Source organism: Chelativorans sp. M5D2P16 (assembly GCF_034427935.1).
Lineage (GTDB): Bacteria > Pseudomonadota > Alphaproteobacteria > Rhizobiales > Rhizobiaceae > Chelativorans.
In genome coordinates this window covers 187,511-200,837 of record NZ_JAXQNM010000013.1, presented here as the reverse complement: position 1 = coordinate 200,837, position 13,327 = coordinate 187,511, and the positions used below count along the sequence as shown (strand labels likewise).

Here is a 13,327-nt window from a genome sequence, read left to right as displayed (position 1 = left end):
AGGGCAGCGCGCGAACTGTCCACCGAAATGAAAACCACAAATCCGGGGAACGCGTGAATGACGAGCCGCGCCGCCAGCGCAGAGCCCGCCGGAAAGACGGCGGCTGACCTCCAGGACCCCACGCACCGCGACTTCCAGCCCTCGTTCGAGGGCCGGCTGCTCATGTGGATCGCGGTGGTGTTCTCGCTCTACCAGATCGTCACCGCGGCCCATCTGGTGACCTTGCCGAGCCAGGTGGTGCGCGCCTTCCACGTCGGCTTCCTCATGCTGCTCGTCTTCCCGCTCGTCGCCTCCTCGCAAGGCGCCGGGCGCGCCGTGAAGGTGCTGGCCTGGGGGCTTGCGCTGGCGGGGCTGTCGGTCGCGGTCTATCAGTATGTCGAATACGAGCCGCTCATCCTGCGCGCCGGCATGCCGCTGACGCGCGATCTGGTCTTCGGCGTTGTTGCGCTCTTCACCGTCTTCGCCGCCGCTTACGTGCTGATGGGCCCGGCCTTGCCGATCATTTCCGGGATCTTTCTCGCCTATTGCTTCCTGGGCCAGTACCTGCCGGCGCCGCTCAACCATCGCGGCTACGACGTATCGCAGGTCATCGACCACATGGCCTACGGCACGGAAGGCATCTACGGCATTCCGACCTATGTGTCGGCCACCTACATCTTCCTCTTCATCCTGTTCGGCTCGTTCCTCGAGCGGGCCGGCATGATCAAGCTCTTCACCGACGTGTCGCTAGGCATGGTCGGCCATGCGCGCGGCGGCGCGGCCAAGGTGTCGGTCATTTCCTCGGGTCTGATGGGGACGATATCCGGCTCCGGTGTCGCCAATGTCGTGACCACGGGTCAGTTCACGATTCCCCTGATGAAGCGCTTCGGCTATCGGGCCGCCTTCGCCGGCGGGGTGGAATCCACCTCCTCCATGGGAGGGCAGCTCATGCCGCCGGTCATGGGCGCGGTGGCCTTCATCATGGCCGAGACCCTGGGCATCGAATATTACGAGGTGGTCCAGGCGGCGATCATCCCGGCGCTGCTTTACTTCGGCTCCGCCTTCTGGATGGTGCATCTGGAGGCCGGCAAATACGGCCTGCACGGCCTCCCGAACGACGAGTTGCCGTCCCCCGTGCGGGCGCTGCGCGAGCGCTGGTATCTCCTGCTGCCGCTCGCCGTGCTGGTCTACCTCCTCTTTACCGGCTACACGCCGCTTTTCGCCGGGACGATCGGCCTGTCCCTCACGGTTCTGTTGATCCTCGGCGGCTCCGTGGCGCTCGGCCTGCCGAACCAGGTGCTGCGCATCATCTTCTGGGTCGGGCTCGGGCTGGTTGCCGCCAGCTTCTTCCGCTACGGCATCAATGCCATCGTCATCGCAGCCCTGTTGCTGATCATTGCCAATATCTTCGTCGAGGGTGGGCGCAGGACGCTCGACGTCTGCCGCGCCTCGCTGGCCGAGGGCGCCAAGACCGCACTTCCCGTCGGCGTGGCCTGCGCGATCGTCGGCATCATCATCGGCACCATGACGCTGACGGGCGCGGCCAACACCTTCGGCCAGTTCATCGTCTCGGTGGGCGAGACGAGCCTGTTCCTGTCGCTGGTGCTCACCATGATCACCTGCATCATCTTAGGCATGGGCATCCCCACCATTCCCAACTACATCATCACCTCCTCGATCGCCGGGCCGGCGCTGCTTGCGCTCGGCGTGCCGCTCCTGGTCAGCCACATGTTCGTCTTCTATTTCGGCATTCTCGCCGATCTGACACCGCCCGTGGCGCTCGCCTGTTTCGCGGCCGGGCCGATCGCCCGCGAAAGCGGGCTGAAGATCTCCATGGAGGCGATCAAGATCGCCGCCGCCGGCTTCATCATCCCGTTCATGGCCGTTTACACCCCCGCCCTCATGCTCCAGGACGGCGGTCCGCTGGCGGAGACGATCGGCTATGTGCCGGCGGTCGCCTATATCGTCTTCAAGACGTCCCTGGCGATCGCGTTGTGGGGTGCGGCGGTCATCGGCTATCTGCGCCGGCCGCTCGCCGTATGGGAGCGGTGCCTGGGCACGGCCGCCGCCTTCACGCTGATCGTCGCGCTGCCGATCACCGACGAGATCGGCTTCGGCCTTGCCGCGCTCTTCTTTGCGGCGAATTTTTTCTTCAAGCGCGCGGTCGCGGCAGGGCCGCCCGGGCGGAGCACGGGCGACGCGGCCGAATGAGCCTTTGCGTTCTCGCCGCCGGCCGGACGGCGGTCCTCGCCGCCGAGATTTTCACGCTGTCCTGGACCCATTCGGTCGAAAAGGTGGAGTGGCGGGAGATGTGGCGGGTCTCGCCCGCGGGCCTGCGGATCCTCGAGGCGCGGGTGAAGGGCTCCGGCGCAGGCATGGAGCCGCCGCCGGATGCCCGCTTCGAGAACGGATGGTGGGTTTATGTGCCGTCGCTCAGGACCGTGCCGGAACTGCGCCTTGCCGCCTCCGGCGCGACTGGCGGCGGCTGGCGCCTTTGCGCCGGCGGCTCATGCCGTGGGCTCGGCACCGAGCCCGGCGAGCCCGTGGTGCTGAAACCCTGCCGCTAACCCCCTCAGGCGTGTGCCGAGCGGTTATCGCCGTCGCGCCTGGCGCAGGCAGGGCCGGGCCCGCGCATGTAGTGGCGCTCGGGATGATAGCGGGGTGCGAAGAAGGTGCGGATAACCTTCGCGCAACCGATGAACAGTTTGAGCAATCCCATGGGCCCACGTCCTGACCATTTCCGGCGGTCTGCGGAGATTCTGCCGAAGGAGCATGAATTTCCGGTGAACGCCCGTTTCCACGTTCAACGGAAAACAGGCCTCCATGGCGGAAAATGGGAGTCTTCCGGGCGAGTCTGTGGCAGCATGTCCCCACCGCTCTCCTGTTGCCGAAAAGTCACGGAATCGGGGGCCGAAAAGATCGCTGGCGGCGCCCAGACCCATGGAACAGACCCATTGACGCCGAGTTAGGACGGGGCGGACCGGACAGGGCGGACCCTGTGCTCCGGCCGTCACCGCAGAAGAAGGGATAAGGCGATGGGTTTACTTTCCAAGGACATCAAATCGATGGACGATCTTTTCGTCCACACGCTCCGCGACATCTATTACGCCGAGAACCAGATCATCAAGGCGCTGCCGAAGATGATCGACAAGGCCAGCAACCCGCAGCTCAAGCAGGGGCTGGAAAAGCACCTGCAGGAGACCGAGGGCCACGTGCGGAACCTGGATGAGGTGTTCCGCATGATGGACCTGGAGGCCAAGGGTGTGGACTGTCCCGCCATGGACGGCATCATCGAGGAGGCCAACGAGGTGGCCGGCGAGGTCGAGGACAAGAAGGTGCTCGATGCTGCGATCATCGCTGCCGCCCAGGCGGTGGAGCATTACGAGATCACGCGCTACGGCACGCTGATCACCTGGGCACAGGAACTCGGCCGCAAGGATTGCGCGGAGGTGATGAAGCGCAACCTGGCGGACGAGAAGGCGACCGACGATAAGCTGACGCAACTTGCCGAGCAAAGGGTGAATCTCGAAGCCACCCAGTAGGCCGGCGCGACTTTCCGTGTGCATTGCCTCTCCGCCCCACGCCGCCGCGCTTCGCCGGACGGAGAGGCGCCTCCCTGCTTACCCGCTCCGACAAATGTTTTCGCTGGACAATGTCGGCGGCAGGTGACGTTTAATCGTCTTTCTGCATGGGTTTCCGCTGCGGGATCTTTGCCTGCGGGGAGGGTGGATGCGCTGGCAGTGGTCGGAAAAGAAGGTTTTGGGCATCGCGCTGGCTCTCTGCGCGGTACTTTTCGTGATCGGCTGGTTGACGCGGAAAGACCCGTCGGAGGCGCCATACCTGACGATTACCGGCGGCGGTTTCGTCTTTAATTACCGCGATGCGGAGGTCTTTTACGGGTTCTCGGCGCAGGTGACGCGGCCGCTGGCCAGCGGGTCGATCATCGAGGCACATTTCGAGGACCCGGCCGGCGGGGCGCCTTTCATCGTCATGGAGCGGGTGAGCACCATGACCGACCGTTATTCCTTGCGCTCGCCCGCGCTCGGCAAGGTCGAGGCCGGAAAGCCCTACAAGGTGGCGATCAGGGTGCTCGACCGGGAGGGCGAAACGCTTCTTTGGCGGACTGAACGCAGCTACCAAAGCCGGATCGGCGACAGCGCGCTTCCCGATGCGCCACTGACCGTCGGGCCAGGTTACCATCGGCCCGAGGGGCTCGCCGGTAAAGGCGCTGCCGGCAATTGATGGGCGGCGCTCCGCCGGCCTACATCGTCGCCGTATAGTAGAAGATGTGCCGTCCGACCTTACCGGTCCGTTCCAGCTTCTCCGCCCACCAGGGGGTGACGAAATCGGCGTGGTAGTGGGTGGAACGCGCCAGCGGGCTCCGGCTGTAGCATGTCCGCTTGCAGGTGAACGTACGTACGGCAATGTGCTCGGCCGCATCGAAGGCACTGGGTTCCTTGATCCTGTCGGGAACGCCGTCGCAGGCGAAGGAGAACTGGCAGGCGTTTTTCATGTGTTCGTTCTGGTAGACGACGCCGCAGACCGTGTCTGGATAAAAGGCGCTTTCGACGCGGTTCAGAACGACCCTGGCGACCGCTCTCTGGCCGGCCGCCGGCTCCCCCCTGGCTTCGAAATAAATCGCCTTGGCCAGGCAGCCGACCTCCTTCAGATAGCTGCGATAGACCGGCTTCTCCTCCGCCGCGCCGTCGGGCGGCTTCGCCAGCGCGGTGCCGGAAGCGGATGGAAATGCGACGCAAAAAATACCCATGGCAAGCGCGAGGCTTGCAATCGATCGGATCATGTCCCCAACCCGTTTGCTTTGTTTGAGCGGGCTTTTGTCCGAACAATGGGGCGTCAACTTGAAAAGGATTGGGCAAGAAAGAGGCCATTGCTCCGGCTTTGCCGAGCGGGCAAGGACGTGGGAACGGAAGGCACCCTGTTGAGGACGCTTGTAGCCGCCGAGGGAGGGAAAGTCGGCGGGATCGGCGTTCCCGGTTTATACCGAAGTGGCGGAGAGAGAGGGATTCGAACCCTCGATACGGTTTCCCGTATACACGCGTTCCAGGCGTGCGCCTTCAACCACTCGGCCACCTCTCCGCATGCGGCATTGTCGCCAAGACCGCATGGGGCATCGCCATGCCCGGGGCTCATCTAGTCGAATTGTCGGCAAATGCCAAGACCTCACGGGCATTCACGTTTTCGCGTCGCGCCGCGCCGCGGCGATTGCCATCGGTGCCGCCCGCGCCTATCTCATGGGGAGCCATCGCCCACGGGTCCGACCATGCGTTTTGTCCTGCGCCTGCTTTCGATGCTTTCCCTCGCGGTCGCCGTTATCATGGCGGTGGTCGACGCAACGCGCACGGTTGCCGTGGAGGCGCTGACCTTCACGCCTCTCGGTGAAAGCTGGCGGGCGGTCTCGCCCGAGACGTATCGATCGGTCGGCGACGCCGTCATCGACGTTCATCCCTGGCTGTGGGATCCGGTGGCGACCGCGATCCTTTCGTTGCCGGGCTGGGCCGTGTTCGCCGCGCTCGCGCTCGTTTTCTACGCCGCCGGCCACCGGCGACCGCGACACGGGACTTATGCTTCCATTCCCCGCTAGGCCCGATCGTGCGGTTTGCGCAGTTCACAGAAAACCGGTTCCCATGTTTGCGGGAACTGCTCGAAGAGGAAGGAGAGATCGATGTTCCTCCAGATGTCGGAAAAGAAGCTGCGGATGCCCTCGCCCGAAGAGGCGCTGCCCGGCCGGGATGAACCGATCCGCACGGCCGCGCATCACTTCGTCAGCGGTCGTCCGCTCAAGGGCCCCTATCCGGAAGGCACCGAACAGGTGTTGTTCGGCATGGGCTGCTTCTGGGGCGCGGAGCGTCTGTTCTGGCAGGTTGAGGGCGTGTGGGTCACCGCCGTCGGCTATGCCGGCGGCCTGACGCCCAACCCCACCTATCGGGAAACCACGACCGGACTGACCGGCCATGCCGAGGTGGTCCTGGTGGTCTACGACCCACAGGCCGTATCCTTTTCGACGCTTTTGAAGCTGTTCTGGGAAGGCCATGACCCGACCCAGGGCATGCGCCAGGGCAATGACGTGGGCACGACCTACCGCTCGGCGATCTATGCCACCACGGATGCACAGCTTGCCGAGGCGCGCGCCTCGCGCGATGCCTATGCCGAGGCGCTGCGGGCGGCGGGCGCCGACCCCGTCACGACGGAGATCGGGCCGGCGCCGGACTTCTATTTCGCCGAAGCCGAGCATCAGCAGTATCTGGCCAAGAATCCCGGCGGCTACTGCGGTTTGAAGGGCACCGGCGTGACCTGTCCGGTGGCCGGCGGCGCGGCGGCCTAGGGCCGCTGAACCGGTCCTTCTCCGGGCGCGCAGAGGGCGGGGACCGGCGCCATTTTCCGCGTGAAATTTCCCGTTGCCCGTGCAAAGGTGAGCGCGGGCAGGGTCAAGCCTGCCGGGCGGGCGGCGCCGTTTCTGCAACCGGCCCGCCTCAAAATCTGAAGAAACCGACAGGGTGTGGATCACATGAAGCGTATCGTTCTCGGCCTTGTGGCTGCAACTGCGATGGCGACGACGGCCGTTGCCCAGGAGGAGTTCGCGCCGGCGCTGCTTTATGATCTGGGCGGCAAGTTCGACAAGTCGTTCAATGAGATGGCCTATATGGGCGCGGAGCGGTTCAAGGAAGAATCGGGCGTCGAGTACGTCGAGTTCGAGATTTCCAACGACGCCCAGCGCGAGCAGGCGCTGCGCCGCTTCGCCGAACGCGGCCGCAATCCTATCGTCATGGCCGGCTTCACCTGGGTCGAGTTCCTCGACAAGGTGGCACCGGACTATCCGGACGTAAGCTTCACCATCATCGATGATCGTGTGGACCAGCCGAATGTGCGCTCCATCACCTTCAAGGAGCAGGAAGGATCCTATCTCGTCGGCATGCTGGCGGCCATGGCTTCCCAAACCGGGACGGTCGGCTTCGTCGGCGGCATGCAGGTGCCGCTCATCGGTAAGTTCGAGTGCGGGTATGTGGGCGGCGTCAAGGCCGCGGATCCGGAAGCCCGGGTGATCCGCAATTATACGGGCGATACGCCGGCGGCCTGGAACGACCCGACCAAGGGTGGCGAGATCACACGCACGCAGATCGACCAGGGCGCGGACGTCATCTATCACGCCGCCGGCGGCACGGGCGTCGGCGTCCTGCAGGCGGCGGCGGATGCCGGCAAGCTCGGCATCGGCGTGGATTCCAATCAGAACTACCTGCACCCGGGCCATGTGCTGACCTCCATGGTCAAGGGCGTGGACGTGGCCGTCTACAACGCTTTCATGGATGCCATGAACGGGGAGTTCACCTATGGCGCGCAGGACCTCGGGCTTGCCGAGGATGCCGTCGGCTATGCGGTCGACGAGCATAATGAGGACCTCATCACCGAGGAGATGAGGACCGCCGTCGAGGAGGCGAAGGCCGACATCATCGCCGGCGAGATCGAAGTTCACAACTACCTGGAAGACAACAGCTGCCCGTACTGGTAAGCGACACCTTGAAGGGCGGAAAGGGGCCGTCTGCGGCCCCTTTCATATGTTCGGACACCGCGGCCGCACCAATGCGGTCGGCCGACCAAGTTGAGGAATACGGGACATGAACGATATCGCGCCGGTGCTGGAGCATCTCGACGGTGCGCTGGACGACAGTCTCGAGAGGCTTTTCGGCTTGCTGGCGATTCCGTCGATCTCGACGGATCCCGCCTATGCGCAGGCCTGCCGCGAGGCGGCCGAATGGCTGGTGGCGGATCTGCGTTCGATCGGCTTTGCCGCCGATCTGCGCGAGACGCCGGGCCACCCGATGGTCGTTGCCCATCACGAGGGAGAGGGGCCGCACGTGCTCTTCTACGGCCACTACGACGTGCAGCCGGTCGACCCGCTGGGGCTGTGGGAGAGCGATCCCTTCGCGCCGGCCTTGAAGGAAGTCGAGCCTGGCCGCAAGGTCATCACCGGACGCGGCACGTCCGACGACAAGGGCCAGCTCATGACCTTCGTCGAGGCCTGCCGCGCCTACAAGGCCGTCAACGGCAAGCTGCCCTGCCGGGTCACGATCCTCTTCGAGGGCGAGGAGGAATCGGGATCGCCTTCCCTGAAACCCTTCCTGAAGGCCCATGCCGAGGAGCTGAAGGCGGATGTCGCGCTGGTCTGCGACACCACCATGTGGAACCGCGAAACACCCGCCATCTGCGTCGGCCTGCGCGGTCTCGTCGGCGAGGAAGTGAAGGTCAGGGCGGCCGATCGCGACCTGCATTCGGGATTCTTCGGTGGCGTGGCCGCCAATCCGATCCGCATCCTCGCCAAGGCTCTGGCCGACCTGCACGACGAGGACGGCCGCGTCACCATTCCAGGCTTTTATGAAGGGGTGGAGGAGACCCCGCCGGAGGTGCTCGAAAGCTGGAACAAGCTCGGTGAGACGGCCGAAAGCATGCTCGCCCCGATGGGGCTTTCCGTGCCCGCCGGCGAGAAGGGGCGCAGCGCGCTGGAGCTCGTCTGGGCGCGGCCGACGGCGGAATTCAACGGCATCATCGGCGGCTATACGGGCGAGGGGTTCAAGACGGTCATCCCGGCCGAGGCGTCGGCCAAGGTCTCTTTCCGCCTTGTCCACGAGCAGGACCCGGACCGGATCCGCGAAGCCTTCCGCGCCTTCGTGCGCGAGCGCATTCCGGCCGATTGCACGGTCGAATTCGCCCCGCACGGCGGTTCCAAGGCCATCCAGCTTTCCTACGATTCGCCGCTCGTCACCACCGCCCAGGGCGCGCTCTCGGAAGAGTGGGACAAGCCGGCGGTCACCATCGCCATGGGCGGCTCCATTCCCATTGTCGGCGACTTCCAGACGCTGCTCGGCATGGATTCGCTGCTGGTCGGCTTCGGCCTTTCGGACGACCGCATTCATTCACCCAACGAGAAATACGAGCTCAGCTCCTTCCACAAGGGGCAGCGCTCCTGGGCGCGCATCCTGGCTGCGCTCGCACGCGGATAGGATTCATGACGATCAGATTTCATCAGTACGACCTGCCCGATCTTTCCCGCTACGATGTCGAGGCGGTCGCCATCGACACCGAAACGCTGGGCCTGAAGCCGCACCGCGACCGGCTGTGCGTCGTACAGCTTTCACCGGGCGACGGCACCGCCGACGTGGTGCAGATCGCCGCCGGTCAGAATCAGGCGCCGAACCTCACCGCGCTGCTCGGCGACAACCGCATCACCAAGCTCTTTCACTACGCCCGTTTCGACATCGCCGTGCTCTACCATGCCTTCGGCGTCATGGCCGAGCCGCTCTTCTGCACCAAGATCGCCTCCCGCCTCACCCGCACCTATACGGACCGCCACGGCCTGAAGGAGCTGTGCGGCGAGCTGATCGGCGTCACCCTGTCGAAGGCGCAGCAGTCTTCGGACTGGGCGGCCGAAAAGCTGACGCCGGAACAGCTCGAATACGCCGCCTCGGACGTGCTCTATCTCCATCAGCTGCGCGATGCGCTCATGGGCCGGCTTGAGCGGGAGAACCGCTTGCGCGAGGCGCAGGCGTGCTTCGCGTTTCTGCCCACCCGCGCCCGGCTCGACCTGATGGGCTGGGAGGACCAGGATATCTTCTCCCACAGTTGAGGCGCGGGGTTCTGCTCTCCCCCGTCATCCCGGCCGAGCCGCGAAGCCGCGCCGAGCCGGGATCCATTGAGAGGCGCGGCCGCTCTCCACACAAAGCGCTGCCGGCACGAACATAGCCGGACGAGAACCGGGCCGTGCTCGATGATCTTCTGGCCAATGGGCCTCGGATAAGCCTTCGGCTTTCCGGGTGACGGCACTGTTGTAGCCACGTGGCAAATCTTTCACATGCGACTGCCCTGGGGCCAGAGGGGCCGACGGAGTGCCGATTTGGCGGGGAACTAACCGGCCGCCATCCGTGCCGGTTGCGCCCCGGTGCCCGTCCGTTCGATCCGCGCCCAGGCCGGCCGTTCGAAGAGGAACCGGCCGTAACCCGTCCACTGAACGAGGCCGTAGAGCACCACCGGCCCGGCCACGCCGGCGAGCGTGACCATGAGTGAGACGAGGCCCACATCGGCGATGATTCCCGTCTTCAGAAGCAGGACGCGTGTCGTCGCCATGGGCAGGAAGAAGGCCAGATAGACGACGATCGAATGTCCGCCCAGCCAGGTCAGCCACCGCATCGGCCGTACGGGCGACAGGAGGGCCGCCGCGCCGACGATGAACATGGCACCGGCGAGCCCGAGCAGGAGCGAGACGAGCGGCAGCTCCGAAAACCCGCCGGTGGCGCCGGAATAGCCGGCTTCCGGCTGCAGCCAGGCGGCCAGGCTCTCCGGCACCGGCGTGAAAACGAGGAACCCGTGCAGCGGCGCCCATAGGAGTGCCAGCCCGGCGAAGGCGCCCGGATGCGCACGCACCCATGCAGCAAAGGCGAAGAACCGGGCGGCAAAGGCATAGCCGGCGAAGAAGAAGACGTAGCGCCCGCAGAACTCGTCCACGATGACCGAGCCCGTGTGGACCGGCAGCGCTTCGAGCAGGGCCGCCCCGAGAAAGACGAGCCAGAGCGGCAGCCGTTTGACGAGCCGCGTGAAGACGAAGAAGACCGGCAGGAGATAGATGAACCAGAGCGTGCCGAAGGGGTCGACATAGGCGCGCAGATAGGCCTCGAGGGCCGTCCCCCAGCCGGCTTCCGTGGCCATTCCCGGCGCCTTGAAGGCGAACTGGATGGTCAGCCACAGCACGTAGAAATAGGCGAAATGCACTACCTTGCGGTCGAGATAGCGCCGCCAGGGACGGTCGATCACCAAACCGAGGAAGAGACCCGAAATGAGGAAGAAGTCCGGCATGCGGAAAGGCCGGGCGAAGGCGACCACCTGATGCATGAAGCCCTCCCGGCCTGCCGCCAGCTCGACGCCGAGCGTCGAGTGCATCATGACCACCATGATGATGCAAAGCCCCTTCGCCGCGTCCACCCACTCGACGCGCTGCCGTGTGCTTCCGTTGGATTGTACCTGCAAGCCGCAACCCCCTGTTCCGTGACTTGAGGATAGCCGCCGCTTACCAGCGAACGGTTAATGCGCGGTGGGCCGCGGTGGAAAACGCTTAACGGCCCCTTAAACCGCCGCCATTAGCGTGCACCGCACGGTCGGGCGCTTGAATAGGCGCGAAGACGAGGACCTTGTGGGGCATGGCCAAACGGAAGCAGAAGAAGCGCATCGAGCCGACTTTCGGCACGCCCGCTTCGGCGCGCAAGCGCACGGGTTCGGCCGGCCAGTCGGACCGCGTGCTGCCGCCGGCGCGCCGCAGGAAACGCACGTCGAAGCGGAAGGGCTCGCGCCGCCGCGCGGGCGGGCGGGGCTTTTTCCGCCTTCTGCGCGGCCTCGCCTACTGGTCGCTGGTGCTCATGCTGTGGGCCGGCATCGCCGGCGTGGGGATTGCCGCCTTCTACGGTGCGAAGATGCCGGCCGCCACGACCTGGAGCATTCCCAACCGGCCGCCCAATGTGAAGATCGTTTCCGTCGACGGCAAGCTCATCGCCAATCGCGGCATGACGGGTGGCGAGGCGGTCGGCCTGCACGAGATGTCGCCCCATATCCCGCAGGCGGTCATCGCCATCGAGGACCGGCGCTTCTATTCCCATTGGGGCGTGGACCCCATCGGCCTCACCCGCGCCATGGTGGAAAACCTCGCCGAGGGGCGGATCACCCAGGGCGGGTCCACCATCACCCAGCAATTGGCCAAGAACCTGTTCCTGGAGCCCGACCGCACCATCGAGCGCAAGGTGCAGGAAGTGCTGCTCGCCCTGTGGCTGGAGCACAGGCACACCAAGGCGCAGATCCTCGAGATGTATCTGAACCGCGTCTATTTCGGCTCCGGCGCCTATGGCGTCGAGGCTGCATCGAGACGCTACTTCAACAAACCCGCGCGCGATGTCACCCTCTCCGAGGCTGCCTTGCTTGCCGGGCTTCTCAAGGCGCCGTCGCGGCTTTCTCCGGCGCGCGACCCGCAGGCGGCCGAGGAACGGGCGCAGGTGGTGCTCTCGGCCATGCGCGCGCAGGGCATGATCGGCGACAGCCAGCTTGCCGCGGCCATCAGTGCGCCGGCCACGCGCGCTGCCGCCTACTGGACCGGTTCCGAGCACTATGTCGCCGACCGTGTGATGGAGGAACTGCCCCGCCTCATCGGCAATATCGAGCAGGATGTGGTGGTCGTCACCACCGTCGACCTGCGCCTGCAGAAGACGGCCGAGCGCTCCATCCGCCAGCTGATCGAGGAAAAGGGTGAGAGCCTCGACGTCAGCCAGGGCGCCCTCGTGTCGATCGACGGTTCGGGCGCCGTCAGGGCCATGGTCGGCGGCTATGATTACGCCAACAGCCAGTTCGACCGCGCCTCCGAAGCGCGACGCCAGCCAGGCTCCGCCTTCAAGCCCTTCGTCTACATGGCCGCGCTGGAGCAGGGCCGCACGCCCGAGAGCGTGCGCAACGACGCGCCGGTGAAGATCGGCAACTGGTCGCCCGACAACTACAAGGGCAAGTATTACGGCCGGGTCACGCTGGCCGAGGCGCTTGCCCGCTCGCTGAACTCTGTCGCCGCCCAGCTGGCTGTGGAGGTCGGCCCCGGGAGTGTGGTCGAGGTGGCGCATCGCATGGGCATCGAATCGAAGCTTTCGGCCAATGCCTCCATCGCGCTCGGCACCTCCGAGGTAACGCCTCTGGAGCTGACCGCGGCCTATGTGCCCTTCGCCAATGGCGGACACCGCCCCGAGGTCCATTTCGTCAGCCGCGTCAGCACCACGTCCGGCCGGCTGCTTTACGAACACCAGAACGGCAGCGTTCCGCGCGTGGCTTCGCCCCGCGTCGTCGGCATGATGAACGCGATGATGGCCGACACCATCGAATACGGTTCCGCCAGGGCCGCCGATTTCGGCTGGCCGGCGGCCGGCAAGACGGGCACGACCCAGAACTCGCGAGATGCCTGGTTCGTCGGCTACACCGCGAATCTCGCTACCGGGGTGTGGTTCGGCAATGACGACGCCCGCCCGACCAAGGCCACCGGGAGCTCTCTGCCCGCCCTTGCCTGGCACGAATTCATGAGCGCTGCGCACAAGGGCGTGCCCGTTGCCCGATTGCCGGGGGAATGGCGCTCCGGGCGCGAGGCGCCGCCTGTCCCGCGCAACGCGGTCGCCGGCTCGACACCGCAGCCGGTGCCGGCCGCCTCCGATGGCCGACCGGTTCCTCCGGCCGATGTCGGCGGCCCACGCCAGCGCGGCTCGCTGACGATCCTCGACATCATCCTGGGAAATTGAACGTCTTTCAAGAACGCTCGCAATCCAGC

General features: G+C 65.6%; 13 protein-coding genes and 1 tRNA gene. 10 read left to right on the top strand and 4 right to left on the bottom strand.

Annotated features, from left to right (window positions below):
• The first annotated feature begins 57 nt into the window (after positions 1-57).
• Both SIN08_RS08215 and SIN08_RS08210 read left to right on the top strand, forming a co-directional pair.
• Entirely contained in the window at positions 58-2,190 is a 2,133-nt protein-coding gene (locus SIN08_RS08215) for a TRAP transporter permease (RefSeq protein ID WP_416208034.1), read from the top strand.
• The gene (locus SIN08_RS08210; RefSeq protein ID WP_322451082.1) at positions 2,187-2,546 is read left to right on the top strand and encodes a DUF1850 domain-containing protein; all 360 of its coding nucleotides are present in this window, start codon (positions 2,187-2,189) and stop codon (positions 2,544-2,546) included. The genes SIN08_RS08215 and SIN08_RS08210 overlap by 4 nt, the downstream gene beginning before the upstream one ends.
• Before the next feature lie 5 nt (positions 2,547-2,551).
• Here SIN08_RS08210 and SIN08_RS08205 read toward each other — a convergent pair whose 3' ends face one another.
• Entirely contained in the window at positions 2,552-2,698 is a 147-nt protein-coding gene (locus tag SIN08_RS08205) for a hypothetical protein (protein WP_322451081.1), read from the bottom strand.
• 316 nt (positions 2,699-3,014) lie between these two features.
• Here SIN08_RS08205 and SIN08_RS08200 point away from each other — a divergent pair, with 316 nt between their 5' ends.
• Both SIN08_RS08200 and SIN08_RS08195 read left to right on the top strand, forming a co-directional pair.
• Complete coding sequence (locus SIN08_RS08200) at positions 3,015-3,521, top strand: ferritin-like domain-containing protein (protein ID WP_322451080.1); 507 nt, start codon at positions 3,015-3,017, stop codon at positions 3,519-3,521.
• Positions 3,522-3,738: 217 nt separating this feature from the next.
• On the top strand, positions 3,739-4,221 hold the full coding sequence (locus SIN08_RS08195; RefSeq protein WP_322451079.1) for a hypothetical protein: 483 nt from the start codon (positions 3,739-3,741) through the stop codon (positions 4,219-4,221).
• Positions 4,222-4,240: 19 nt separating this feature from the next.
• On the opposite strand, the gene SIN08_RS08190 is transcribed toward SIN08_RS08195, so the two are convergent.
• Both SIN08_RS08190 and SIN08_RS08185 read right to left on the bottom strand, forming a co-directional pair.
• Positions 4,241-4,780 carry a cell wall hydrolase gene (locus SIN08_RS08190; protein WP_322451078.1) on the bottom strand — a complete coding sequence of 180 codons (540 nt, stop codon included), beginning with the start codon at positions 4,778-4,780 and terminating at the stop codon, positions 4,241-4,243.
• A 206-nt stretch (positions 4,781-4,986) separates the two neighbouring features.
• Positions 4,987-5,076 (bottom strand) — tRNA-Ser (locus SIN08_RS08185).
• 184 nt (positions 5,077-5,260) lie between these two features.
• Between SIN08_RS08185 and SIN08_RS08180 the strand changes: the two genes are divergently transcribed.
• From SIN08_RS08180 to SIN08_RS08160, 5 genes are all read left to right on the top strand, one after another.
• Positions 5,261-5,581 carry a hypothetical protein gene (locus SIN08_RS08180; RefSeq protein ID WP_322451077.1) on the top strand — a complete coding sequence of 107 codons (321 nt, stop codon included), beginning with the start codon at positions 5,261-5,263 and terminating at the stop codon, positions 5,579-5,581.
• Between the two features lie 81 nt (positions 5,582-5,662).
• Positions 5,663-6,322, top strand: a complete 660-nt coding sequence (gene msrA / locus SIN08_RS08175; RefSeq protein WP_322451076.1) for a peptide-methionine (S)-S-oxide reductase MsrA — start codon at positions 5,663-5,665, stop codon at positions 6,320-6,322.
• 183 nt (positions 6,323-6,505) lie between these two features.
• A complete protein-coding gene (locus tag SIN08_RS08170) occupies positions 6,506-7,504 on the top strand; it encodes a BMP family ABC transporter substrate-binding protein (protein WP_322451075.1) in 999 nt (332 codons plus the stop codon).
• Positions 7,505-7,610: 106 nt separating this feature from the next.
• Positions 7,611-8,993: a dipeptidase gene (locus tag SIN08_RS08165; RefSeq protein WP_322451074.1), complete on the top strand. Its 1,383-nt coding sequence runs from the start codon at positions 7,611-7,613 to the stop codon at positions 8,991-8,993.
• A 5-nt stretch (positions 8,994-8,998) separates the two neighbouring features.
• Positions 8,999-9,616 (top strand): ribonuclease D, encoded by a 618-nt coding sequence (locus SIN08_RS08160; protein ID WP_322451073.1) that lies wholly within the window; start codon positions 8,999-9,001, stop codon positions 9,614-9,616.
• A 278-nt stretch (positions 9,617-9,894) separates the two neighbouring features.
• Here the strand turns inward: SIN08_RS08160 and SIN08_RS08155 are convergent, their stop codons facing one another.
• Positions 9,895-11,010 (bottom strand): acyltransferase family protein, encoded by a 1,116-nt coding sequence (locus SIN08_RS08155; protein WP_322451072.1) that lies wholly within the window; start codon positions 11,008-11,010, stop codon positions 9,895-9,897.
• A 170-nt stretch (positions 11,011-11,180) separates the two neighbouring features.
• On the opposite strand from SIN08_RS08155, the gene SIN08_RS08150 reads away from it, so the two are divergent.
• The gene (locus SIN08_RS08150; protein ID WP_322451071.1) at positions 11,181-13,298 is read left to right on the top strand and encodes a transglycosylase domain-containing protein; all 2,118 of its coding nucleotides are present in this window, start codon (positions 11,181-11,183) and stop codon (positions 13,296-13,298) included.
• The last annotated feature ends 29 nt before the right edge of the window (positions 13,299-13,327 follow it).